Below are 25,250 nucleotides of genomic sequence, written 5' to 3' on the forward strand. Positions count from 1 at the left end.
AAAATGCATGTAGATATCAACTTATTGCCTGAAAAAGAAAAAAGAAAATTACCATTGATATTAATCATCTCGCTTTTATTAGTTGTCCTTTTTGCTTTTGGCGCTTACGCATGGAGTATCTACGAACAGAAGATACAAGAAAAAGATAATTTGGAAAAACATCTAGCTTATTCAAAAAAACTAAGAGAAATACAGCAAACTAAATCAGCGGAAAATAACAGCTCCCATGTAGTAGATGAGCTTGAAACAGCTATTAAGTGGGCTGAAGAAAGTTCTGTTTCTACTTTTTTATTAGTTAGAAGCATTACTTCTATGCTCCCGGAAAGAGGGTTTATTTTAACGTTTTCTTTTACAGACAACGGTGAAGTGCAGCTTTCTGTCCAGTTTGATTCCTCCAGGCAGGCAGCTTATTTTTTAAAAAGCCTTTCAGATTCTAATTTGATCAATCAAGCTACACTGCTGGACATTAAAACAGAGACACTTGAGGAAACGGAAGCTAAAACTGAGAATGTCCTGCCCAGGTATATCGCCCAGTATAGCCTGATTATTGATAAAAAAGCGTTAAAAAAAGGGGAACTTGAAGGGAAGGTGACACAATGATGCCTACCCGAAAATTAACGATTATATTTGTGTTATCTTTGTGTTTTCTTGTGGCAGTTGGCGGAGGGTACTTTTACATGTATAATATAAAGCCGCTTAATGAGAACATTGAAACGCTGCAAACTTCTATTGTTAATGAAGAAGAACTAATAAATCAATCATCAAGTGCCACAGATTCTGGTAGCGAGGATATAGTTAAGAAATCTGCGGAACTTCAAAAAAGATTGCCCGTAAGCTCATTGGTTGATCAGTTCCTTTTGCATTTGGAATCAGCGGAAGCCGCCTCTGGAAGCTTGATCAGAAGTATTTCTTTTAGTGAAAACGATGGATCTAAGTCAGGTACGGAAGGAGAAACAGGAGATAATCCTGCATCCAAGTCCAGCTCTATGGAAAATACTAGAACTCTAAGTGACAGCACGAAAACAGGTGCAATATACGATAATACAGAAGCAATTACTGATGCAAAACTGCCTCCTGGAATCAAAAAAGTGACTGCTACAATGGTTGTCGAAGCTTCGGATTATTTTCAATTAGAGGCATTTATAAAGGCGGTTGAAGAACTCCCTAGGATAACCAAGGTGGAAAGTATTGCGTTTTCAGGCAATAGGGAATTGAGACAGGTGTCAGAACCACCTGATAATCTCCTCTACAATATGACAGTCTCTACTTTTTACTATCCTAGGCTTGATGACTTGAAAAAGCAGCTCCCTAAATATGACGTTCCGGAACCAAGTAAAAAATTGAATCCATTTTATCATTCAGAGGCCTCCATTCCATCGCTGGAAGATCAACAAGACAATGCGGCTGTTAATAGTAAAGAAGAAAGCCGGATCGTTGAGAAAAACAATAAAAAATATAAAGTGTATATATATGAGGTTATTCCAGGCGATACACTCTTTAAGCTATCTGTAGAATATTACAACAACCGTAAAGGGGAAACTTTGATTAAGACGTGGAATAATTTGGACTCGCTTCAATCTGGAATGCAAATTGAAATACCTGTACCTGTCGACGGCAAATTTTGACGAAACCTATTGATAACAGGACGACAAAAGTCTTGTTATTTTTTTTGGCCTGTATGATAGGATGGGGAAAATGATGGTGAAGGGAGTCTGTGAGATGGACAAGTCCGGTAACCGGAAGAAGATCACAATCAAAATCAACGGACAGGAGAAGTCGTTTGAAGAACTGGAGAGCGACAGGCCGCTTCCGGAGAACCAAATCGCTGCGGCAGCAGAAAAGCCGGAAGAAGAAAGCTTTGATTGGGTTCTGCCTGATACAAAAGACGAATATCATATTGAGGAATTTAATGCAGCTGCTTTCAACAAGAAAGGGAAAGCAGATATATATACGTTTGGCGGGAAGCAGAAAAGCAAAGCTGAAACAAAGATCCATGCATTAAAAATGCCTATTATTGCAATACTTTGTGCAATCCTGATAGGGACATGCCTTGGTTTCATCATACTAAAGACCATCACAGCAAGTGAAGGAAATACCGTGCCGAGACAGACTGCTCCCATATCGGCTGCACCAGCTAATAAACCCTCGGCTCCTGAAGAGAAAAAGGAAAAATCCATCCCTTCCCCCCTTACGGCATTTTTAGTACAGGGGGGTGTGTTTAGTACAGAAGTTAGTGCCAAACAGCTGCAGTTAAGCATCAAGCAAAAAGGGATTCCAGCGGAAATTTTTCAACTAAACGGTAAGTTTTATATTTTCTCAGGAACGGCAGGAAGTTTGGAGGACAGTAAAGCGTTAGCATCCTTTTATAAACAAAAACAGCTAGCTTTTTTTTGGAAGGAAGTATCATTTTCCCCTTCGATTAATGAAGGGCAAAATGAAACAATAAAGGAACTTTCTTCCCTTTATAGTTTCTTATCTCAGACCACCTCAGGACTTTTGAACAGTCCGCAATTCCGCGTCGACCAAAAAAAGCTCCAGGAACAATTGTCGGCTGTTGATGAAAAAACAAAGGGAAAATCATCCCGAAATATTTCAACCATGAAAAAACAGCTAACGGCAGCGGCAGAATTGCTTAGCGATGGCCAGACTTCAAAAGATCAAGAAAAACTACTTTCAGCCCAGGAGCAGCTGCTGGCTTTTTTGAAAAGTTATCAGATGATAAAAAGTGAGTAAACTGTCAGTTGCTGTCCTATTTTCCGGGAAATAACCTCGACCATCGTCGGATAAAGGAATATGAATGAGCATGTAATGAGGCATTTTTGCTTATCATAACTATGTGGAATTCATACTCCTTTTTAATTGTGGAAAAGATGTTTTTAGATAGAAAGTATGGATTTTTTCATTCTGTAAGCCCTATCAGGGTTACCCATTCGTTTTCTTTATGAATGATTGTTAGTTGTCCTATAATCTGTTACGATAGAAATGGTATCTCCCAAACTGCTTTTAGTAAGGTAAGGTGAACGTATGAAATCTTTGATATTAGCTTCTTCATCACCACGGCGTAAAGAACTTCTCCAATTTCTCCAGATTCCTTTTGAAACAATCCATACGAATACGGATGAAAGTATTGATCCACAGCTGGATGCCGAAAAGGCGGTTAAAGAACTGGCTGAGCGAAAGGCTATGGCAGCTGCCTTAACATATCCTGGCGATTGCGTGATTGGTGCGGATACAGTTGTAGCTGTTGAAGGCAGGATTTTAGGAAAACCTGTCGACAGGGAAGATGCGAAAAAAATGCTGCGGATTCTATCAGGAAGGACACATCATGTATACACTGGTGTTGCGATTATCCAGGGTGAAGGGCGAAAAGTTTTTGCTCAAAAGACGGAAGTAACCTTTTGGGAGCTGTCTGAGGAAGAGATTGAAGCCTACCTCGACACAGGCGAACCATTTGACAAGGCGGGCAGCTATGGAATCCAGGGATACGGGTCCCTGCTTGTGAAAGGGATTTCAGGCGATTACTTTTCGGTGGTAGGTCTTCCGGTATCCAGGCTGGCGCGTGAATTAAAAGCCTTCAAAAATTCAAATGTTGTAAGAGAGTATGCCATCTTTCCTAAGGTCATTCTTCCCATAATTAAAGTAAGAGAGGAAGGATGCAACTATGAGCAGTAAAATGTTAATTCGTGATTTCCCTAAAGAGGAAAGGCCAAGGGAACGCTTTTTACAGGATGGACCAAAGAGCCTTTCTACCCAGGAGCTTCTGGCGCTGCTGCTGCGGACAGGTACGAAGGATGAATCTGTAATTCAACTGGCAAACAGACTAATCAGGGCATTTGAGGGATTGAGGCTGTTAAAGGACGCCTCCATTGAAGAAATAACAGCAATCAAGGGAATAGGAGAAGCTAAGGCAATCCAGATCCTTGCATCTGTCGAGCTTGGCAGACGGATTAGCAGTCTGAGCTACAACGACCGGTATGTCATTCGTTCCCCCGAAGATTGTGCGAACTATTGCATGGATGAAATGCGCTTTTTGTCACAAGAGCATTTTGTTTGCATTTACTTAAATACAAAAAATCAAGTGCTTCATAAACAGACTATATTTATCGGCAGTTTGAATGCCTCCATCGTTCATCCCCGGGAAGTATTTAAAGAAGCCTTCCGCCGGTCGGCTGCCTCTATAATATGTCTTCATAACCACCCCTCCGGTGACCCTACTCCAAGCAGAGAAGATATCGAAGTAACAAAAAGATTGGCTGAATGCGGAAAAATAATCGGAATAGATCTTTTGGACCATGTTATTATCGGTGAGCAAAAGTATGTGAGCCTAAAGGAAAAAGGTTATCTCTAGACTATCAAAATCTTTGACGATACGATATAATATTGTTTATGATTTTTGAGGGGAAATGTTTAATAACCTTCTTTTTGTTAAAATCACTAAACCTTTAAATTGAATCCTTACTATAAAGCAATTGTGGATGAAAGGGAGATACCTAATGTTAGGAATTGGTACAAGAGATGTTGGAATAGATTTAGGAACAGCTAATACGCTCGTTTATGTAAAAGGGAAAGGCATTGCAGTAAGGGAACCTTCTGTAGTAGCCTACCAGACTGATACGAAAAGCATTGTCGCTGTAGGCAATGACGCAAAGAATATGATCGGTCGTACACCTGGTAATGTAGTGGCGCTACGCCCGATGAAAGATGGAGTCATCGCCGATTACGATACAACCGCAACTATGATGAAATACTATATGAAACAAGCGCAGAATAAAGGTGTTTTCGCCCGTAAACCGTATGTGATGGTTTGTGTGCCATCCGGGATCACGGCTGTTGAAGAGCGTGCTGTTATCGATGCGACAAGGCAAGCTGGAGCCCGCGATGCTTACACGATTGAAGAACCATTTGCCGCGGCAATCGGTGCCAACCTGCCAGTTTGGGAGCCTACAGGAAGCATGGTAGTTGATATCGGCGGCGGAACAACAGAAGTGGCGATCATCTCCCTCGGAGGAATTGTGACAAGCCAATCCATTCGCATCGCCGGTGATGAAATGGATGATGCGATCATCAGCTATATCCGCAAGAATTATAATCTGATGATTGGCGACCGAACAGCAGAAAATATTAAGGTCGAGATCGGTTCAGCCGGGGACCCTGAAGGCATCGATAATATGGAAATCCGCGGACGTGATCTTTTGACAGGGCTACCGAAAACAATTGAAATCACGGCAGAAGAAATTGCTAAAGCGCTGCATGATACTGTCTATGCAATAGTAGACTCAGTCAAGAATACATTGGAAAAAACTCCGCCAGAACTTGCTGCGGATATCATGGACAGGGGAATCGTGCTGACAGGCGGCGGTGCTTTGCTGCGCAATTTGGACAAGGTGATTAGCGAAGAAACGAAAATGCCTGTCCTTATCGCGGAAAATCCGCTTGATTGTGTTGCCATTGGTACAGGCAAAGCCCTGGAGCATATCCATTTATTCAAGAACAAAGCAAGGCACATGAGATAAAAACTTTGAAAAAGAAAAAAGCCGTGCTCTAACCTAAAACGGGACTCCTTTGGGTGTTAATGATTCCATCAAAGGGGCATTCCCGTTTATCTGTGTGTTCAATTTTTTTTCTGAAAATGCGGGTTGGTTCGATTCGGCAAGTCCGGAATAATAGAGGTGTAAACCATGCCACAGTTTTTAAATAAAAGATTAATATTATTGCTGGCAAGTATTATCGTTCTCGTGGCATTGATTGGATTTTCGTTAAGAGAGAGGGAACAGCTGTCATGGCCTGAACAATTTTTAAAGGATACGGCAGGGTGGTTCCAAAATGTTTTCCATAAACCGGTTTCAACCGTAACGGGGTTTGCCCGTAATCTTAGCGATCTTCAGCATACATATGAGGAGAATAAGAAATTGAAATCCCGGCTGGATGAATACGTGAAATTAAAAACGGAGGTTCAGGATCTGAAGAAGGAAAATGAGGATATGCGCAAAATCCTCGGAAAAGAAAATGATAACCTCAGAAAATCTTCCCACATCCAGGCGACTGTAATTGGGCGTAATCCATCCCGTTGGCATGAAGTGATCACTATCAACAAGGGAACCCTGCACGGTGTCAAGCCAAACATGGCGGTCGAAACATCCGGTGGCCTTATTGGTAAAGTCAAGAGTAGCAATAAATTCACATCCTCCGTCCAGCTGTTAAGCTCGATGGATCCGAAGAACCGCATTTCGGCGATCATTCAGGGAAATGAAGATGCGTATGGTGTGATCGAAGGTTATGATCAGAAGACGCAGCTAATCCTTTTAAAACGCATTCCTTTTGATAAAAAAGTCCAAAAGAATTCAAATGTCATTACATCCGGATATGGCGGTATCTTTCCAAGAGGGCTTGTCGTTGGGAAGGTTGTGGATGTGAAAATAGACCAGTATGGCTTAAATCAAACAGCTTATATCAAGCCTGCAACAGATTTTTATGATATTAGAAACGTGATGGTCGTTAAGCGTGACATCCAGGCTGCTGACGAAGAACAGTCTGCGGGGCAGGAGGGGGATGAAGGTCAGTGAGCCGCTTCATTCTTCCTGTTACTGCTTTGCTTTTCTTTATCTTTGAAAGCATTTTTGCCAATTTATTTTCCGGCGGGCTGTTCGGCGGCGACCACATTTATGTCCCCCGTTTTATTATGGTATTTATTACATTCCTGACCATATATGGTTCAAAGAGGACGGGTGTTTTATATGCCTTAGTACTAGGGATTTGTTATGATGTAGTCTATACGGAAATTTTAGGAATCTATACATTCTTGCTTCCGACGCTTGCCTATCTTCTTTCAAAAACGATGAAGGTGCTGCAGTCCAATTTACTCGTTACAATCTTTGTTGCTACTTTATTCGTCGGTCTCTTGGAAGTGGCTGATTTTCAGATAAATGTCCTTATTCATTTCGCTGATATGGAATATCCAGAGTTTGCTAAAATCAGGCTGTTACCAACCCTGTTGCTTAATTTCTCCTTCATTATCCTCTGTGCGTTCCCTTTGAGACAGCTGGTGGAGAAATACGAAACAAAGATGGATTCTATTTAACAGTTGGTACAAACAGCTTCTCTTTTTCGAGCATGAGAAAAAGGAAATTTGTTAGGCAATGTCGAATTATATTATCACCAGAGGTGAATCAGTCGTCATGAATAAAAAATCACAACAGAATATAATGATTAAGGGCACAAAAGACGGGCTAACATTGCATCTCGACGACTCATGCTCCTTTTTCGAATTGTTGAATGAGCTGGATACAAAGCTTTCTGCCAACTACCGATTTCAAGAGAACGATCCTTTAATCGCGGTTAAAGTACATACAGGAAACCGATATTTATCAGAGGAACAAAAAGAAAAGATCAGAGATGTTATCCGCCAAAAAAAGAAATTGGTTGTCGACGAGATACATTCTAATGTCGTGACTAAAGAAGAAGCAAGGCAATGGATCGAAGAAAACCAGATGGCAACAGTCGCTAAAATGGTCAGATCTGGCCAGGTTTTGGAGGTTCCAGGCGATTTGTTGCTCATAGGAGATGTTAATCCTGGTGGCACTGTCATCGCGGGAGGCAATATCTACGTGATGGGTATTTTAAAAGGGATTGCCCACGCAGGTACAGGGGGCAATGAAGAATCGATCATTGCCGCATCGGTGATGAAGCCTGCCCAATTAAGGATCTGTGGAATCGTGAGCCGGGCCCCAGATGGCTACGCAGAGGAAGGGCATGATATGGAATGTGCCTACATTGATGATAACGGGCATGTCGTTATTGATAAATTGCAAGTATTAAAGAAACATAGACCTAATTTGAATAGATTAGAAGGGGGACTCTAATCGTGGGAGAAGCAATTGTTATTACATCCGGCAAGGGCGGAGTAGGAAAGACGACTACTTCTGCCAATTTGGGAACATCATTAGCCCTTCTCGGTAAAAAGGTATGCTTAGTTGATACAGATATCGGCCTGAGAAATTTAGACGTAGTGATGGGCCTGGAAAACCGAATCATTTATGACTTGGTTGACGTAGTGGAGGGACGCTGCAAAATCCACCAGGCCCTTGTGAAAGACAAAAGGTTCGATGGCTTGTTATACTTGCTTCCCGCGGCCCAAACAAGCGATAAATCCGCTGTTAATCCAGAGCAGATGAAGAAGTTGGTTGAGGAATTAAAACAGGATTATGACTATGTAATCATTGATTGTCCCGCTGGCATTGAACAAGGCTACAAAAATGCAGTGGCTGGTGCCAACAAAGCGATCGTGGTAACTACTCCGGAAACATCCGCAGTCAGGGATGCGGACCGGATCATCGGTCTGCTTGAAAAAGAGGAAAACATCGAGCCGCCAATGCTGGTCATTAACCGGATCCGGAACCACATGTTGAAAAGTGGGGAAATGCTTGATATCGATGAAATCACGGCCCACCTTTCTGTTGACCTAATTGGCATCGTTGCCGATGATGACCAGGTTATCAAGGCTTCCAACCAGGGGGAACCCATAGCGCTTGATCCAAATAACCGAGCGTCCATCGCATACCGGAACATCGCCCGCAGAATTTTGGGAGAATCTGTGCCGCTCCAGCCTTTAGAGGAGCAGCCAAAAGGTTTTGTAGCAAAAATAAAGGCGCTGTTTGGCTCCAGATAATTTTTACTTGAGTGGATCCGTTGGGATGCACTCTTTTTTAGTTACGAAAAAAGAATGTTGATTGCGGCATTGTTGCAAAAAAGAGGATTTGGTTGCGAAAGCGGAGATTTGACGAAAAAAGTTGAAAAATAAAGGATATTACTGAAGCTTGTAGAACTTCAATTTTTATATAAAAGGGGAGTGAGGAATTATTGATTTCGCAGTTTAGAACAATCCCATTAAGTATTCTAAGCGACGAAGCATTATTACGAAGGCTGCCGATAAATCGTTCGAAACGCAGTGAAGTTGAGGAAGATTTAATGGAGAATATCTTGGCATTTCCTCAAAGTATACAGTTACACGACTACTTCAATCATTAAATTTTTCATCTACCGGAAATGGGAACCATCTACTCGATTGGTCTTGACGCACTTCAAAAAGGATAACACCTGATAAAGAGTTATAAATTTTAGCTCTAAGTTAAGACTTCGCAACAAAGACCAGAAATTTCACTACAAAATCAAAAAAACGCAACAAAGCCTATAAATTTCGCAACGAAAGGTTGTAGTTTCTCAACAAAATGTAAAATATCGCAACAAAGTTAAAAATCACACCAAATTACAAAGCCTAGGGATTTAGAAACTATATTCCAGCTCCCAATCACCTAGCAACCGCACACCGACTTCTAAAGTTCCTCTCCAAAGCAATCCATGGAAAAGTTCCCTACCCGATTCATTGCCAGTCATAGTTCGGACAAGGCCTTCATATCTTTTACAAAGCGCTGTGAAAGAAAGCAGGGGGTAGATTTCTCTATGAAGGACCGAAGGAAAGAAATTCAAAACCGGATTGCCAAACGACGAAAACAGAACAATAAACGGATGAATGATCCATGGATGCTGGTTGAGAATGAAGAACGTTATGGCTTTGAATCCACTGCGTATGAAGGTACCTCAGAAAAGGATCATCCGTTGTTTAAAAAAGAATATTTTTATTTTAAAGCGATGGCTGCCTTATGCTTATTTTTGTTGATAGCTGTCATGTTTAAACACCCATCTCCAAAGTTGGATAAAGCAAGGAGCTACGTAGAGGACGCTATGACTACGGAATTCCAGTTTGCATCAGTTTCTAATTGGTATGAAGAAAAGTTCGGAAAGCCTATTGCTTTTTTGCCAGAGGACACAATACCGCAAGGCGCTGACGAAGAGCTGGACATTGAATATGCATTGCCTGCTACTGCAAAAATCACCGAAAGCTTTGAAAGCAACGGGGAAGGCATTATTCTTGAAACAGGAGCTGAGGCCAAAGTGGAAGCAATGAATCAAGGTGTTGTCATTTTCGCCGGAAGCAAGGAGGGCCTCGGCAAAACTATTGTAATACAGCATGGAGATAAGAGTGAGTCATGGTATGGGCAGCTTGCGTCAGTTGATGTGAAACTATATCAATCAGTTACTAAAGGCAGGGAAATTGGAAAAGTGAAAAAGAGTGAAGATGGAACAAAAGGAACGTTCTACCTAGCGATAAAAAAAGGTGATTCATTTATCGACCCAAAAAAGGTGATACCATTTGAGTGAATATCTCCAGCTTTTTATGAAAATTCGCATGCATCCCACGCTTTGGATTGTGATAGGATTAGCCGTCCTTACTGCTCATTTTATGGCTGTGCTGATGTTGATTTTCACCGTTCTTATTCATGAGCTGGGCCATGCGGTTGCCGCACATTATTTTAAATGGAGAATAAAGTCGATTTCACTCCTGCCTTTTGGGGGAACGGTGGAAACGGAGGAATATGGCAACAAGTCGCTAAGGGAGGATTTCCTGGTCATTCTCGCCGGACCGATCCAGCATCTTTGGCTCATTGGCCTGGCCTACGTACTATTTTCGTTATCATATGTTCCATCTGAATTGTACCAACAGTTTCTCTATTTAAATTTAGCTGTACTAGGCTTTAATTTGCTGCCAATTTGGCCGCTTGATGGCGGTAAATTATTATTTCTTGGTTTTTCCTTATTTCGGTCCTTTATCGACGCACACCGTTTGACATTATTATTATCAACTGCTTTTGCCCTGATGTTTCTGGCAATGATAAACATGATCCAGCCATACAACCTGAACCTGTGGATTATCTCGGGTTTTATAGCTTTTTCCCTTGGAATTGAGTGGAAACAGCGTTATTATGCGTTTATTCGATTTTTGCTCGAACGGCACTATGGAAGGAATAGTGATTTATCGGTTCTTAAGCCTATAAGGGTGGAGGAAAGCGAGCAAATCCATAAAGTGCTCGAAAAATTTCAGCGGGGCTGCAAACACCCTGTCATTATTCTTAAAGACGGAAAGGAACGCGGTTCTCTTGATGAGAATGAGGTTCTACACGCGTATTTCTCAGATAAAATGACCAATGTTAAAATTGGCGACCTATTATATTCTTATTAAGTATGTTATCCTTTCTTCAAACAAAGGCTTTTGAAACTGGCCTGGTTCAAGAAGGGATTTTTTATTTAGCAAGAGAAGTAAGTGCAGGTGATTGTATGAAAAAAATAATTGTCAACACGACATCAAGGGAAAAAAGGTTTGCCGTCATTGAAAATAATAAATTGGTCAAGCTTGAAGTGGTGCCTCCCAGCCAGCAAAGCCTTGTTGGAAATATATATTTTGGAAAGGTAACGAAGGTGCTGCCTGGCATGGACGCTGTGTTCATCGATTTTGGAGAGGAGAAAAACGGGTTTCTTCACCGTGACCATCTTCCATCCTTTCAGTTAAGCAATCACGCTGAAGCGGGTCCGATTGGAAAGTATGTCCGCCAGGGAGAAAAGCTCCTGGTGCAGGTGACCCGGGATGAGACCGCCGGCAAGGGTGCCAAGTTGACAGGATTAATTGAACTATCCACGGAGTGTCTTGTATACATACACGGAATCGATTATGTCGGTATATCTAAGAAGTTCAAAGACCCTCATTCACAACAAAAATGGCGAGAGGCTGCGTTCCAGCACAAAAGAGTGGACGAAGGATTAATTATCCGAACCTCTATGGAGGATCAAGGGCTTGAAATATTCGAAAAGCATTTAACTCAATTGAGGGAAACATATGAGGACCTACGTCGAAGGTCAACAGCATTAAAATCTCCCGCCCTTATTCACTCCCAGGATAGTTTTATCGAACGTGTTCAAAATGAGATAGGCCAAGAGCAAATTGGAGAGGTAATTATTGATGACTTTGCGGCATATAAAAAGCTGGAGGAGTGGCTATCCTTGCAGCATACCCCGTGGAGAGCAGTTTATTATAAAGGAAAAGAAAATATCTTTTCCGAAGAAAATATTCAGCACCAGCTGGACAAGCTTTTTAAAAAAATAGTTTGGCTTGAAAATGGCGGTTATCTGATAATAGACCAGACAGAAGCGCTGACTGTAATCGATGTGAACACCGGAAAATACACAGGTAAAACTGAAAAAGAACAGACGATGCTGCAAACCAATTTACAGGCGGCAAAAGCTGCCGCAAATCAAATTCGGCTCCGGAACATTGCTGGGATCATTTTGATTGATTTTATCAACACGAAGGACAGCCAACATAAAAAGGCTATTATTAACGTGTTAAAAGAAGAAGCCAAACAGGATGAGAAGAGAACAACGGTCGTCGGTTTTACCGAGCTTGGAATTCTGCAATTGACAAGGAAAAGGACGTCTCAATCCTTAAGCGAAAAGCTTCTGAAAACGTGCCCCTGCTGCAATGGAACAGGCAGGATTGATAGCCCGGAAACAATTGCTTTCAGGCTGGAACGGGAATTGATGGAGCACCGAAACCGCGATGAGGAGGCGGTCTGGATTGAAACAAGTCCTATCACAGCTGAAGTGCTCCTGGGTGAAGGAGAAGCATACCGCCCTACACTTGAAGCAGCAATTGGAATGAAAATATTTGTTTCTAATACCGATGGCCTGCATCATTCCTACACGATAAAACGGTTCGGAAGTAGTGAAGAGATCTCCATGGCATTGCGTAGCAGCTGAATGGTTTGTCTAAAAAATGATTTGATATAAACGTATTGACATAGGTTTTGGTTTTATGATACTATTTTACTGTTATGTTTGTAGCATCCGTGCTACAACCGCGCAGATCAGGCTTTAAAGATTTTGCTTTAAGGGCAAGGGCGCCTGTGATTGGCGAGTCTTAGTTATTATGAGGAGGTGCAGGGATGTACGCAATTATCGAAACAGGCGGTAAGCAAGTGAAAGTAGCAGCAGGCGATGTAGTTTACGTTGAAAAATTGGACGTAGAAGCTGGCGAAACTGTTACATTTGACAAGGTTTTATTCGTTGGTGGCGAAAACGTGAAGGTAGGTGCTCCTTTAGTGGAAGGCGCTACTGTAACTGGTAAGGTTGAAAAGCACGGCCGCCAGAAGAAAATCATCGTTTTCAAATACAAAGCGAAGAAAAATAACCGTAAAAAACAAGGTCACCGTCAGCCATACACAAAAGTTGTCATTGATACAATCAATGGCTAAGGCTTAACGATGATAAAAGTAACAATCGATTATGATCCGCCGGAACGTATTCGTTCATTTACTTTAAGCGGACATGCTGATTTTGCTAAAAAAGGTTCGGATATCGTTTGTGCAGGCGTATCAGCGGTTTCATTCGGGGCAGTCAATTCCATCATGGCATTGACTGGCGTTGAGCCTGAGATTGAGCAAGGCGGCGAGGGCGGCTACCTCCGCTGTGTGATTCCAGAAGAGATATCGCAGGACACACAAGAGAAGATTCAGCTGCTTTTGGACGGCATGCTAATATCACTTCAAACGATTGAACGTGATTATGGTAGATATATAAAAATAATCCTTAATAAATAGGAGGTGGAACATATGTTAAGATTAGATCTTCAGTTCTTCGCTTCCAAAAAGGGAGTAGGTTCTACAAAGAACGGACGTGACTCAATCGCTAAGCGTCTTGGCGCTAAGCGTGCGGACGGACAATTCGTAACTGGCGGTTCTATCCTTTATCGCCAACGCGGCACTAAAATCTACGCTGGTGAAAACGTTGGACGCGGCGGGGATGACACTCTATTCGCGAAAGTGGACGGTGTAGTAAAGTTCGAGCGTTTCGGACGTGACCGTAAGAAAGTAAGCGTGTATCCAGTTGCACAGGAAGCATAATAGCATCTTTTGAATAGAGACTGGCTCAACAAGGGTCCGGCTCCTTCTCTTGAACACAATATACCTGCGTAAGCTGTATATCGTGATGAAGGCGTCGGCCCTTTATTTATGGGCGGGTCCTTTTCTTTTACATAAAATTTAGGTAAGGACAACTGCTCTGCCATCGTCCAAACTTTTTGAGTGTATCCCGAAGATTTTGGACGGGGGCTTTCATGTGGGACCACTAGCAATGCAAGCATGATAGAGCTATGTAATTTACCTATTGGTAGGAGCTTTTTAAATGAATAAAGATTGGAAAACAGTTGAGGTTTTACAGCATTCAAGACATGATTGGCTAAATAGGCTGCAGCTGATTAAGGCCAACATTGATTTAAACAGAATTGACCATGTTAAAGCGATCATCGAAGATATCATCATTGAAACCCAGAATGAATCCAAGCTTTCTAACCTGAACATGCCGGAATTTGTAGAAACGCTGCTGACAGCAAATTGGAGGTCGTTCCTTTTTCGGGTTGAATTTGAAGTAATATCCCTAAAACCTGATTGCGGTCCACTGGATGATTTTATGGCGTCATGGATTGAAAACCTCTTTGACTGTCTTTCACAAACATTAGGTGGCTATGGGGAAAATGTTCTTTTTGTTGCAATAGATGAAAATAAACAACAAAACCTCCGTTTGTCCTTTGAATTGCAGGGTACGATAGAAAATGAAAGTACTTTGTTCGATTTTTTACATGAGTCCCATGAGAAGACCATTTCTACGGAAGTCACATATTTTAGTAATGATGAGGTTCACTTTTATATGGAGATCATTGAAAACGAAAAGTAAATAAGCTGGTATGCTAACTCATCTAAAGAATACATACAGAGGAAGTGAAGACATGTTTGTCGATCAGGTTAAGATATATGTAAAAGGCGGCGACGGCGGAAATGGAATTGTCGCGTATCGTAGGGAAAAATACGTTCCAAAAGGCGGACCTGCCGGCGGTGATGGCGGAAACGGGGCAAATGTTGTCTTTGAAGTCGAGGAAGGCTTAAGGACACTTATGGATTTTCGGTATCAACGCCACTTTAAAGCACCTCGTGGTGAGCATGGCATGTCGAAAAATATGCACGGGAAAAATTCGCCCGACATGGTTGTTAAGGTTCCGCCTGGCACGGTTGTTATCGATGATGAGACGAAGGAAGTCATCGCTGATCTAGTTGAGCACGGCCAACGGGCAGTGATCGCAAAAGGTGGACGGGGCGGAAGAGGAAATTCCAGATTTGCGACTCCGGCAAACCCTGCTCCTGAAATTGCAGAAAATGGGGAGCCCGGACAGGAACGAGACGTTATACTTGAGTTGAAATTGTTAGCTGATGTAGGTCTAGTCGGATTCCCAAGTGTCGGTAAATCGACGCTCCTATCGGTAGTATCAGCAGCGAAACCAAAGATTGCGGAATACCACTTTACAACGATTGTGCCAAATCTTGGTGTTGTTGAAACAGAAGATGGGCGCAGTTTTGTCATGGCTGATCTTCCGGGATTAATTGAAGGTGCATCCGAAGGAGTGGGGCTTGGCCATCAATTTTTACGGCATATAGAAAGGACACGTGTCATTGTCCACGTCATTGACATTTCGGCCGTTGAGGGGCGTGATCCGTATGAGGATTACATGACAATCAACAAAGAATTGAACGAATACAACTTAAGGTTGACGGAGCGTCCGCAAATAATCGTTGCCAATAAAATGGATATGCCTGGTGCGGAAGATAATTTGGCAGCATTTAAAGAAAAGCTGACGGAAGATTTTCCGATTTTCCCGATTTCGGCTGTGACGAGGGAAGGGCTTCGTGAGCTGTTGTTTGCGATTGCAGACAAGATTGAGGAAACACCGGAGTTTCCGTTGGAGCATATGGAAGAAAATGAGTCTGACGTAAACCGTGTGCTCTACAAGCACGAGTCGGCAAAGGATGAATTTACGATTACACGCGATCCAGATGGCAGCTTTGTTGTGTCCGGTTTCAAGGTAGAAAGGCTATTTAAAATGACGGACTTTACGCGTGAAGAATCCATAAGAAGATTTGCAAGGCAGCTGCGTTCCTTTGGCGTCGATGATGCTCTCCGGGAAAAGGGTGCAAAAGATGGAGATATTGTCCGCCTTCTGGAATATGAATTCGAGTTTGTCGATTAAGCACGTAAAACATGCGAGACCTGGGGCTTCTCTTGCCCTTTGTCTTCGCGCCTGTACATATTTTCGCTCTATTCGAGAGTGGCAAAAGAGGTGCGCGGATATTGAACAAAACCGATAAGAAGTTTTATTTGGTCCGTGAAGATGTCCTCCCTGAAGCAATGAAAAAGACGCTCGATGCAAAAGAGCTGATTGAGCGCGGAAAGGCAGAATCGGTCTTTGAAGCTGTCGGGCGGGTTGATTTAAGCAGGAGCGCTTTTTATAAATACAGGGATACAGTCTTCCCGTTTCATACGGTCGTCAAGGAAAAGCTGGTCACTTTGTTTTTTTATCTTGAAGACCGATCCGGGACATTATCACAACTATTAAGCACTGTAGCTTCTTGCGGCTGTAATGTAATGACGATCCACCAGACTATTCCGCTTCAGGGAAGGGCCAACGTTACCTTGTCCCTAAATACAGGTGGAATGACGGTGGAAATAGAAGAGTTATTATCAACACTTAGAAAAATGGAGTTTGTTGAAAAGGTTGAAGTTCTGGGTTCAGGTGCTTAGCATGCCGTACATGATGTTGTACGGCTTTTTATTTTGATTGGAAGGCTATATATCAATTGATTAGACCTCACTATTGTAATAAGTCAGAAAATAGCATAACATAGACATTATATTTTTTATAACAAAAGAGGGAGAATAGAATGTCATATTGTATCGCTTTTCTCGGACCGAAAGCTACGTTCACTGATTTAGCCGTTACGCACCTTTTTCCTAATGATGTGAAAATCCCAATGGCTACAATCCCTGAATGCATGGAAGCTGTCGTGGATGGACAGGCGGATTTAGCCGTCGTGCCAATTGAAAATGCGTTGGAAGGATCCGTGAATATTACATTAGATTATTTGGTTCATGAAGTAAATCTACCGATCAGAGGAGAAATTATTACTCCTATTCAGCAGCACTTCATGGTTCATCCCGATAATGATATTCCGTCGTTTGTGCCTGAAGTCATTTATTCGCACTCACATGCAATTGCCCAATGCCACAAATTTTTACACAAAGAACTGAAAGGTATACCATGTGAAAACACAACATCCACAGCAGCAGCAGCCCAACTGGTAATGACACAGCCAGGAAGAAAAATAGCTGCAATTGCGAATGAGCTGGCAGCGGCGGAATATGGCTTGACGATTACAAGGCCGAATATTCATGACTTCAGCCACAACCATACGAAGTTTGTCGTGCTTTCTAAATCGGACATACAGTATGAGCATTGCCTTGCCACAAAGAGCGGAGATAAAACTACACTTATGGTGATGTTACCTGCGGACCATTCTGGGGCCTTGCATCAAGTGTTGTCTGCTTTCGCTTGGAGAAAGCTGAATTTATCCAAAATTGAATCAAGACCGATGAAAACGGGACTTGGCAATTATTTTTTCATTATTGATCTGGAAATGGAGATGGATGATGTACTGATTCCAGGCGCTATTTCGGAATTAGAAGCGCTTGGCTGTAACGTTAGCCTACTAGGCAGCTATCCAAGCTTCAGGGTGGGAAAGTCGGTCAGCATCCAGGAAACCCATACTAAATTGGTGTAATGAAATGAGCAGAAGCCTGTAGATACAGCTTCTGCTTTTATAATGGAATCACTCCGCATGATTACTGAACCAACAGGCCAGCCTTCTCCAACGCAGCCTCTGCTTCATCCAGCAATTCTTCCGAATAGGCCATCAATGTGTGAAGATGGATCCCTCCAGTAAGCTCAGACAGGAAGGCGGCATTCGTCTCGTTAATCTTGCCCAGGAATTGTTTTACTTCCTTCCGGTTGCTGACCATGATTGAGGCAGTCAAGTCTCCGTAAACGGGGTGTTCAATTTTGACATCTTTAACGGTGACTCCAAGGTCTACGAGTATATTTAATTCTTCTTCCGTTCTAGTCGGTGGGTGCTCGCAAGCTACAATTTTTTCGAAGCTTTGCTGTGTTTGGGGATTGTGAAAGTACATATAGCCCTGTGCGGTAGCCACAATGGGTTCATTCTTAGCTTTCAGCAGTGTTATATCACTGACGATGACCTGGCGGCTGACGTTGGCAATGTGGGCCAATTCAGTACCTGTCACAGGCTTTTCACTTGTCTTCAATATATCCAACAGCTTAACCCTCCGTTCCTCACCAAACAACTTTTTCTTCCCTGGCATATCAGCTCTCCTTATATAATTAACATTGTGGGGACATTTCCTGCTACTTTACCGTATAACCTCGCCGGGGTTCAGACCCCAGGCATTAAATCAATAGCGGTGTTTCTCCCGATATTTTACCGTATTCCAAGCTTTCTGGACAGTCTCTCGATTTTTACACATTCCCCTGCTTAACAATAGTTGAAATTGTATTGGTAAGTCCTATAATATCGGATTCGGTTGTGTCCTTTCCGAGTGAAATCCGGACGAGCCCTTTACCGGCTACTTCACTTTTCCCCATTGCTTTCATCGTTCTGGAAGGTTCCTGTTTATCAATCGTGCACGCACTTCCTGTTGAAATGGCATAGCCCTTTCTGTTTAATTCAAGCATCATGTACTGACCTTGAAATCCAGGAAAAATCAACCCGATGATATGGGGCAATTGATGGTGGCAAGATTCAATTGGTTCATAACAGACCCGCTGCTTCTGTAACTCTTCAAAGAATAGAGACCGCAATGCCTGCACCCTCAACCATTCCATTTCCCTTGTGTTACAGATTTTTTTAGCTGCAGTAACGAATGAAGCAATGAGTGGGACATTGACGGTACCAGCCCGAAAACCACTTTCATGGGAAGTTCCCGATAATGGGGGAGTTAGTCTGTGGATATTCGGAAAAATCACGGCTCCCGCACCTTTTGGCCCATACAGCTTATGGCTGGAGATCGAAATACTGTCGGCTGCGGAGCAAACGTCCTTCAGATCGATTTTACCAAACGACTGAACACAGTCGGTATGCAAGAAAATCTCCAATCCATCGATTGCCTTCCTTATCTCTGAAATTGGCTGAATACAGCCTATCTCTGAATTCAAATGGCTGACGATGATCATACATGTGTTTGGATTAATGGAGGCATGAAGGCTTCTAATATCGATAATGCCATCGGAGTTATGCTTTAAATAGCTGATTTCGTAGCCTTCCTTCCCTATTTTATTTAGAAAATTAGAAATCGAAGAATGTTCCGTGCTAGAAGCAATGATATGGTTTTTTGCTAGCTTTGTTGTTGATAAAATGGTTTGGATTGAAAGAATATTGCTTTCTGTCCCCCCGCTTGTAAAAATGACAGACTTCTTCTCCACATTAAGAAGCGAAGCCAATTCCTGTCGCGAAAGTTCTAGAAGCTGTTTTGCAGCCGACCCAATATCATGCAGGCTGCTAGCATTTCCATAAAACCTTTTAGAGGCTTCCACAAAAATATCTAAGGCTTCCCCATCTACGGGGGTTGTCGCCGCATAATCAAAATAAATCATTTTAGTCACTTCCATCTCTTTTGGTTTACAAGTAGCTTAGTTAAAAAACTCTTGTAAATAGTTTAATAATGTGTAAATATATGTGTCAAGACACCTGTTAAAACAGGAGGGTTTATCATGGGATTTTCAGAAGTAATTGTTGTAGGAAGCGGGATTGCCGCGCTCCAAACGGCATTGGTAGCCAGAAAGAATAAAAATGTGATAATTTTCACAAAAAACCGGCTTCGGGACAGTAATTCCTATTTGGCGCAAGGGGGCATTGCCACCGCTATATCTACTAATGACAGTACCGACAAGCATGAACAAGACACTGTTCTTGCCGGCAGAAATCATAATAATATCGAATTGGTAGCCAAACTTGTGGAAGAAGCGCCGGAAGTTATCAACAAACTGATAGCGTCCGGAATGGAATTTGACAGGAACCGTGACGGTACGATTTCTCTAGGCATGGAGGGTGCCCATAGTGAAAGGCGAATATTGCACCGACATGGGGACGCGACAGGAAAATACTTGATCGAGCATTTTATTTCGGAGGTGGAGCAATCCTCGATTACGATTTTTGAAGGATCAGAAGTTATAGAGCTAATCATGGACGAGGAAGAATCCTGTATTGGGGTGGGGTATAGAAATACAAAAGGACAAGTAGAGCGGCACTATGGGGAGCATATTATCCTGGCGACCGGAGGGTGTGGTTCGTTATACAGGTATACATCAAATTCGGCCGCCGTTACCGGTGATGGCATTGCACTGGCTTTGAAGGCGGGAGCAATGATTAGGGATATGGAGTTTATTCAGTTTCACCCCACTCTGCTATACATAAATGGAAGCACTCATGGGCTTGTATCTGAAGCAGTACGTGGTGAAGGGGCGAAGCTTGTTACAGGCAACGGTCTTGAAATTATGGAAGGTATCCATCCGCAAAAGGATCTGGCCCCTCGGCACATTGTAGCACAGACAATTTACAGCTATTTACAACGGGGAGAAACAGTCTATCTCGATATTTCCGGGATTGGCAATTTTAAGAAACGTTTTCCTACGGTTGCGATGCTATGTAAACGAAATGGAATTGATTTGATAGATGGGAGAATCCCTGTTGCACCGGGCAATCATTTTTTGATGGGAGGCATTGAAACGGACCAGGTTGGCCGAACATTAGTAACTGGGCTATACGCAGTAGGGGAGGCGGCTTGCACGGGTGTTCATGGTGCAAACCGGCTTGCGAGCAACTCACTGCTCGAAGGGATTGTTTTCGGCAATAGTGTCGGCATCTTCATCTCTAAGGCACCCAGAAGGGTTCTCTTACCACAAAGAGGGGAGATGCATAAAAACGTGTGCTTTCATGATTTGCCTTCCTTAGCTGAAATAAGTGATAAATTGATGCAGCACGCGGGGATTATTAGGAATGAAACCGGTTTGAAAGCTATGCTTGACTGGCTAGAAGGATTTGATCTGCAAAGGATGCTTCAAGTCCCTAGCTGCCATTTAAGCAAGCAGCAAAATCGGATAATAAACGGATTGTTGGTTTCCTGGTTAATTGCCGAATCTGCCCTGTACCGATGTGAAAGCCGCGGTGGCCATTTCCGCAGCGACTATCCGATTGAAGATGATAAAAACTGGTTAAAGCGATCCGTCATTATAGATCGGGATGATATGCAAAGAAGACTGAAGGGAAGGGCGTACAGTGAACCAATTAAAGCTAAGGCACCTACTTGAGCATTTTTTTATGGAGGATATCGGTGACCGTGATATCACAAGTGACCTGCTTTTTCCCCACAATGAGCAGGGGACCATTCGATTCATAGCCAAGGAAGACGGTGTATTTTCAGGGAGGGATGTGATAATCACAGGCTTTTCCATATTGGATAGTGGGACGCGTGCTGAATTTTTTATAAAAGAAGGGCAAGCATTTTTTGCTGGAGATGAATTGGCTCGGATTACAGGTAAAATGGCTGCCCTGCTACAAGGAGAAAGGGTTATTCTAAATCTTGTCCAACGAATGAGTGCGATTGCTACCCAATCAAGGAGGGCTGTGCAGATTCTTGAAGGAACAAAAACAAAACCGTGTGATACGAGAAAAACCACTCCAGGGCTTAGGATGCTAGAGAAGTATGCAGTCCGATGCGGGGGTGCTTTTAATCATAGATATGGTCTTTACGATACTGTCATGATTAAGGATAACCATATTTCGTTTATGGGATCAATCTCAAAAGCGGTGAAGCGGGTAAAATCGAACGTCGGCCATACCATAAAAATTGAGGTGGAAACGGAATCAAGAGAACAAGTAAAGGAAGCGGTTGAAGCAGGGGCAGATATTATCATGTTTGATAACTGCACACCAGATAAAATTCAGGAACTAACTCGGATGGTACCTCCCCATATTGTTACGGAGGCCTCCGGGGGCATCAATTTAGATAATCTACCAACATACCGTAACTGCGGTGTAGACTATATTTCTCTCGGCAGCCTGACCCACAGTGTCAGGGCGCTTGATATCAGTGCGAAGGTAAAGCTGCATATGGTACACGAAATCTGAGGGGGACAAAAAATGAATCTTTTACAAATGGCAGATGTGCGGGAACTAATGCTTCCTGAAAAGTTTAAGCAAATGGAAACACGGGAGATGGAAGAAAGGGTACAGAAAATCAAGCAAAAACTTGGGAAAACCCTATTCATCCCAGGACATCATTATCAGCGGGAAGAGGTGATTCAATTTGCTGATGCCACAGGTGATTCTCTACAGCTGGCACAGTTGTCTGCGAATAACCATGATGCTCGATATATTGTGTTTTGCGGAGTGCATTTCATGGCAGAGACGGCAGATATTTTAACCTCGGATGGCCAGACCGTCATTTTGCCTGATATGCGGGCAGGCTGTTCTATGGCAGACATGGCGGATATCCATCAGACAGAACGGGCGTGGGATAAGCTTCAGGAAATCTTTGGGGATACTATTTTACCTTTAACATATGTTAATTCAACAGCAGACATTAAAGCTTTTGTTGGCAGAAATGGAGGAGCGACGGTCACATCTTCCAATGCAAAAAAAATGCTGGAATGGGCGTTTACCCAAAAAGAACGAATTCTGTTTCTTCCCGATCAGCACCTTGGACGGAATACAGCCTACGACATAGGAATACCGACTGGCCAAATGGCTATCTGGGATCCTCACAGAGCGGAGTTAATATATGAAGGAAATGTACACGACCTAAAAGTCCTATTATGGAAGGGACATTGTTCTGTACATGAGAACTTTACAGTTTTAAACATTGAAAGAGTGAGGACGGAGTATCCTGATATGAACATTCTTGTACATCCGGAGTGCACGAGAGAGGTTGTGGAAATGGCGGATTTTAATGGGTCTACTTCATATATTATCAATAAGCTTGAACAAGCACCCCCCGGGACACAGTGGGCCATCGGCACGGAAAGCAACCTGGTGAAGCGGTTGATTGCGTTGCATCCCGACAAAAAAATCATTTCATTGAATGAGAATATGTGCCCCTGCCTGACAATGAACCGGATCGATCTGCCCCATCTGTTATGGTCGCTGGAATCGATTGAAGAGAGGAAGATCACCAACCATATTAAGGTAGAAAAAGAGACAGCAGAGAATGCCATTCTTGCATTGCAGAGAATGCTTGAAAGAGCATGATAAGTGTGATGAATCCTACCGAATATGTGTGAAGGAGGACAAAGCCAAAGCTTTATGGCCAGGGATTTTTCCTCCTTTTTTGTGTAAGGCCCTGGGCGGTTTTTCTGCGTTCGCCAATCATAAATGAATCCTTTCACGCATAAGTTTTCATGAAAATGATAGCAATTTGCCCAACGCTTCATAGGATATAAGGACATATGCATAGGAGGGATTTACAGCGTGAAAATTCATATCGTCCAAAAAGGGGATACGCTTTGGAAGCTCTCAAAGAAGTACGGGGTAAGTTTTGAAGAGCTAAAGCAAATGAATTCCCAGCTTAGCAATCCGGATATGATCATGCCGGGCATGAAAATTAAAATACCGGGCTCATCAGGCAGCGTTAAAAAAGAAATGATCTCACCCGCAAACCAGCCAGGTTATGGAGTGAAAGAAGCACCTATCGGGCAGCCCGTACAGCCTTTGAAAGAACAGCCATCCATACAACCGCAACAGCCAAAAGAGCAGCCGCTCATCCAACAGGTTCAGGAGCAAATGGAACAAAAGCCTCTTCCGCAAAAAGAACAGCCGATGGTAACTCAACCACCAATGGCAAAAGAACAGCCAGTCGTTAAAGAAATAATAAAAGAGAAACCTATTGTTAAGGAAGTGATTAAAGAGAAACCAATTATCAAAGAAATTATAAAAGAAAAACCGATCATTCAGGAAATCATAAAAGAAAAGCAAGTTCCTCAGCCTGTTATGCCGGAAATTGATATCAATAATTATTTTATGGTGAATATGGCAAATGTTTCGGTAGAAAAGCCTCCTTCACCACCGCCGATTCCAACACTGCCAAAGAAAGTCAAGCCAATTGCCATGAAGGACATTAGCCCTGTGGAAGTAAAGCCATCAAAAGATGTACAGCCCGCACTTGATTTTAAGCCATCAAAAGATGTAGCGTTGGATTTTCAACCATCGAAGGATGTACAGCCCGCACCGGATTTTCATCCCATACATGAATTTCCGTATATGGAACCCGGTTGTATGCCGGTTACACCAATCATGCCAGGAACGGGATTATGTTTGCCTTATCATCCAGGGGTCTTCCCGCAGGTCCAAACTGCTGCTATGCAGCCGACGTTTCAGCCATATGATTATGCAGAGAACCCCAGCATGTTAGAATCATCGGAAATGCTGGATTTTCATATGCACACTGGTTTACATGGGGTCCAAAACCAGCCACCATTCGCACAAGGGGTTTCTCCTGCAGAGGAAATGCAACCGCCATTCGAATATGGAATGAATCCACAACCTATGGACTTGCCGGGATATCAGGGGCAGCCTAGTCAAATGATGCCTGATTTTGGAAGCAGCTTCTCACAGCCGGCGGCCTTTCCCGGATTGCAGCCCGAAATGGGAAATATGTATACAGCTCCTCCCTTTCAACATGGATACGAATCGTCAATGGAATCTTCTAGTATGTTCATGAGCAATTTTTCATACCCTCCTTACCGACAGCAACCATCACAGCTGCCGACTATGGCTGAAGCAAAAGATTGTGGCTGCGGAGGGCCAGGAAAGAAATTGATGCCACAACAACAGTTCCAGCGTGTAAATCAGCATGCAGCAGGTGAACACCATTTTGCCCCAGAACATCAGCAAATGCCGAACCAATATCCACCTATTCCAGGATATCAACAAATCCCGAGTGGGCAACAGTTCGCCCCGGAATTCGAGGATTTAACGGTCCATTCACCGTCTTCTTCGGATTTCCGGGATACTTTCGATCACCAGGAATCGATAGATGGCTTTCAAGGATTTCCAGATCAAAGACAGTTTAACCCAATGCCAAGTGAGCAGCAGGTTAGTCCTGGATTTCACCAATCGCCAGACCAGCAGTATTCACAATTCCCGTTGATACAGGGTGATCGGCCATTTGATCCACGGCTACAGTCCATGTCAACCCAGCATCCACCAAGTCCAACAAAACAGCCGATGTCAGCACAGCAGCAGTTCACTCCAGGGATCCCTTACATGCAAGGCGAACAAGGGCTACAGTTCGGACCAACGGAGCAACCATATAGTTCAGGAAACCAGCCAATTCCAGGCCAGCAGCAGTTCAATCCAGGGTTTCCACCGATGCAGGGCGACCAATCATTTGGCCCGAGATTTGAGTCCTTGCCC

At 43.0% G+C, this 25,250-nt stretch carries 25 protein-coding genes, 1 pseudogene and 1 other annotated feature; of the genes and pseudogenes, 24 read left to right on the top strand and 2 right to left on the bottom strand.

All coding sequences use genetic code 11. The features are described from left to right. The first annotated feature begins 3 nt into the window (after positions 1-3). The 20 genes from CUU64_RS20030 to pheA all read left to right on the top strand — a co-directional run bounded on the left by CUU64_RS20030 (position 4) and on the right by pheA (position 17,549). On the top strand, positions 4-600 hold the full coding sequence (locus tag CUU64_RS20030; protein ID WP_101635429.1) for an RNA-binding protein: 597 nt from the start codon (positions 4-6) through the stop codon (positions 598-600). A gap of 77 nt (positions 601-677) precedes the next feature. Further along, on the top strand, positions 678-1,625 hold the full coding sequence (locus CUU64_RS20035; protein ID WP_180954689.1) for a LysM peptidoglycan-binding domain-containing protein: 948 nt from the start codon (positions 678-680) through the stop codon (positions 1,623-1,625). Positions 1,626-1,719: 94 nt separating this feature from the next. Continuing rightward, entirely contained in the window at positions 1,720-2,733 is a 1,014-nt protein-coding gene (locus CUU64_RS20040) for a hypothetical protein (RefSeq protein WP_142383663.1), read from the top strand. Between the two features lie 291 nt (positions 2,734-3,024). After that, entirely contained in the window at positions 3,025-3,672 is a 648-nt protein-coding gene (locus tag CUU64_RS20045) for a Maf family protein (protein WP_101635432.1), read from the top strand. After that, on the top strand, positions 3,662-4,348 hold the full coding sequence (gene radC, locus CUU64_RS20050; RefSeq protein ID WP_101635433.1) for a RadC family protein: 687 nt from the start codon (positions 3,662-3,664) through the stop codon (positions 4,346-4,348). Before CUU64_RS20045 ends, radC begins: the two co-directional genes overlap by 11 nt. 145 nt (positions 4,349-4,493) lie before the next feature. Beyond that, positions 4,494-5,513: a rod shape-determining protein gene (locus CUU64_RS20055; RefSeq protein ID WP_101635434.1), complete on the top strand. Its 1,020-nt coding sequence runs from the start codon at positions 4,494-4,496 to the stop codon at positions 5,511-5,513. A 165-nt stretch (positions 5,514-5,678) separates the two neighbouring features. Continuing rightward, entirely contained in the window at positions 5,679-6,563 is an 885-nt protein-coding gene (mreC, locus tag CUU64_RS20060; RefSeq protein WP_101635435.1) for a rod shape-determining protein MreC, read from the top strand. Further along, positions 6,560-7,078 (top strand): rod shape-determining protein MreD, encoded by a 519-nt coding sequence (gene mreD / locus CUU64_RS20065; protein WP_101635436.1) that lies wholly within the window; start codon positions 6,560-6,562, stop codon positions 7,076-7,078. Before mreC ends, mreD begins: the two co-directional genes overlap by 4 nt. A gap of 97 nt (positions 7,079-7,175) precedes the next feature. Then, positions 7,176-7,859: a septum site-determining protein MinC gene (gene minC / locus CUU64_RS20070; RefSeq protein WP_101635437.1), complete on the top strand. Its 684-nt coding sequence runs from the start codon at positions 7,176-7,178 to the stop codon at positions 7,857-7,859. 2 nt (positions 7,860-7,861) lie between these two features. Continuing rightward, entirely contained in the window at positions 7,862-8,665 is an 804-nt protein-coding gene (gene minD, locus CUU64_RS20075) for a septum site-determining protein MinD (RefSeq protein ID WP_101635438.1), read from the top strand. A gap of 791 nt (positions 8,666-9,456) precedes the next feature. Beyond that, a complete protein-coding gene (locus CUU64_RS20080; protein WP_101635439.1) occupies positions 9,457-10,215 on the top strand; it encodes a M23 family metallopeptidase in 759 nt (252 codons plus the stop codon). After that, on the top strand, positions 10,208-11,074 hold the full coding sequence (locus CUU64_RS20085) for a M50 family metallopeptidase (RefSeq protein ID WP_101635440.1): 867 nt from the start codon (positions 10,208-10,210) through the stop codon (positions 11,072-11,074). Before CUU64_RS20080 ends, CUU64_RS20085 begins: the two co-directional genes overlap by 8 nt. A 95-nt stretch (positions 11,075-11,169) precedes the next feature. Next, positions 11,170-12,645 (top strand): Rne/Rng family ribonuclease, encoded by a 1,476-nt coding sequence (locus CUU64_RS20090; protein ID WP_180954690.1) that lies wholly within the window; start codon positions 11,170-11,172, stop codon positions 12,643-12,645. 86 nt (positions 12,646-12,731) lie between these two features. Continuing rightward, positions 12,732-12,816 (top strand) — a sequence feature (ribosomal protein L21 leader region). 14 nt (positions 12,817-12,830) lie between these two features. Continuing rightward, positions 12,831-13,139 (top strand): 50S ribosomal protein L21, encoded by a 309-nt coding sequence (gene rplU, locus CUU64_RS20095; RefSeq protein WP_101635442.1) that lies wholly within the window; start codon positions 12,831-12,833, stop codon positions 13,137-13,139. Positions 13,140-13,148: 9 nt separating this feature from the next. Beyond that, positions 13,149-13,484, top strand: coding sequence for a ribosomal-processing cysteine protease Prp (locus tag CUU64_RS20100; protein WP_101635443.1), 336 nt, complete (start codon positions 13,149-13,151; stop codon positions 13,482-13,484). Positions 13,485-13,496: 12 nt separating this feature from the next. Next, positions 13,497-13,787, top strand: a complete 291-nt coding sequence (rpmA, locus tag CUU64_RS20105; RefSeq protein WP_101635444.1) for a 50S ribosomal protein L27 — start codon at positions 13,497-13,499, stop codon at positions 13,785-13,787. A 280-nt stretch (positions 13,788-14,067) separates the two neighbouring features. Next, the gene (locus tag CUU64_RS20110) at positions 14,068-14,616 is read left to right on the top strand and encodes a Spo0B C-terminal domain-containing protein (protein WP_101635445.1); all 549 of its coding nucleotides are present in this window, start codon (positions 14,068-14,070) and stop codon (positions 14,614-14,616) included. Between the two features lie 52 nt (positions 14,617-14,668). Next, entirely contained in the window at positions 14,669-15,961 is a 1,293-nt protein-coding gene (gene obgE / locus CUU64_RS20115) for a GTPase ObgE (protein WP_101635446.1), read from the top strand. Positions 15,962-16,062: 101 nt separating this feature from the next. Then, complete coding sequence (locus CUU64_RS20120) at positions 16,063-16,512, top strand: ACT domain-containing protein (protein WP_257985605.1); 450 nt, start codon at positions 16,063-16,065, stop codon at positions 16,510-16,512. A gap of 140 nt (positions 16,513-16,652) precedes the next feature. Continuing rightward, on the top strand, positions 16,653-17,549 hold the full coding sequence (pheA, locus tag CUU64_RS20125) for a prephenate dehydratase (protein ID WP_101635448.1): 897 nt from the start codon (positions 16,653-16,655) through the stop codon (positions 17,547-17,549). A 61-nt stretch (positions 17,550-17,610) separates the two neighbouring features. Here pheA and CUU64_RS20130 read toward each other — a convergent pair whose 3' ends face one another. Both CUU64_RS20130 and CUU64_RS20135 read right to left on the bottom strand, forming a co-directional pair. Further along, positions 17,611-18,147 carry a transcription repressor NadR gene (locus CUU64_RS20130; RefSeq protein WP_101635449.1) on the bottom strand — a complete coding sequence of 179 codons (537 nt, stop codon included), beginning with the start codon at positions 18,145-18,147 and terminating at the stop codon, positions 17,611-17,613. A 154-nt stretch (positions 18,148-18,301) separates the two neighbouring features. Continuing rightward, positions 18,302-19,435: an IscS subfamily cysteine desulfurase gene (locus tag CUU64_RS20135; protein ID WP_101635450.1), complete on the bottom strand. Its 1,134-nt coding sequence runs from the start codon at positions 19,433-19,435 to the stop codon at positions 18,302-18,304. 117 nt (positions 19,436-19,552) lie between these two features. Between CUU64_RS20135 and nadB the strand changes: the two genes are divergently transcribed. The 4 genes and pseudogenes from nadB to safA form a co-directional block, all read left to right on the top strand. Beyond that, positions 19,553-21,148 carry an L-aspartate oxidase gene (nadB, locus tag CUU64_RS20140; protein WP_101635451.1) on the top strand — a complete coding sequence of 532 codons (1,596 nt, stop codon included), beginning with the start codon at positions 19,553-19,555 and terminating at the stop codon, positions 21,146-21,148. Continuing rightward, positions 21,117-21,968 (top strand): carboxylating nicotinate-nucleotide diphosphorylase, encoded by an 852-nt coding sequence (nadC, locus tag CUU64_RS20145; protein WP_101635452.1) that lies wholly within the window; start codon positions 21,117-21,119, stop codon positions 21,966-21,968. The genes nadB and nadC overlap by 32 nt, the downstream gene beginning before the upstream one ends. 12 nt (positions 21,969-21,980) lie before the next feature. Next, entirely contained in the window at positions 21,981-23,087 is a 1,107-nt protein-coding gene (gene nadA / locus CUU64_RS20150) for a quinolinate synthase NadA (RefSeq protein ID WP_101635453.1), read from the top strand. Between the two features lie 219 nt (positions 23,088-23,306). Continuing rightward, a pseudogene (safA, locus tag CUU64_RS23255) lies at positions 23,307-23,451 on the top strand (SafA/ExsA family spore coat assembly protein); the annotation flags it as partial. Between the last annotated feature and the right edge of the window lie 1,799 nt (positions 23,452-25,250).

The sequence above is a fragment of the Bacillus sp. V5-8f genome (genome assembly GCF_002863565.1).
GTDB lineage: Bacteria > Bacillota > Bacilli > Bacillales > DSM-1321 > Peribacillus.